Here is a 294-nt window from a genome sequence, read left to right on the forward strand (position 1 = left end):
CCGCGCCGTGCGCCGCTGCGCGACGCACTTGCGCCCCGACGTGCTTGCCGCCATGCAGGCCGCCCGCGAAGACGAGACGCAGCCGCGCGCGCAGTCCGTGCTGGACTGCCTGCTGGAGAACGCCCGCATCGGGCAACAGGACGGCGTGCCCATCTGCCAGGACACCGGCACCTGCTGGGTGCGCCTGGAGGTCGGCGAGGACCTGCTCATCCCCGGCAACATCCTCTCGGGCGTCAACGACGCCGTCGCGCGCGCCTACACCGACGGCCGCCTGCGCATGAGCGTCGTGGGCCG

At 73.8% G+C, this 294-nt stretch carries 1 protein-coding gene; it reads left to right on the forward strand.

The window, feature by feature from the left end; genetic code table 11:
- Positions 1 to 294 (forward strand): fumarate hydratase (locus tag DW178_RS11570; protein ID WP_353653294.1); only part of this gene is annotated, 294 nt, incomplete at both ends.

The organism is Eggerthella sp. AM16-19 (assembly GCF_003474385.1).
GTDB lineage: Bacteria > Actinomycetota > Coriobacteriia > Coriobacteriales > Eggerthellaceae > Senegalimassilia.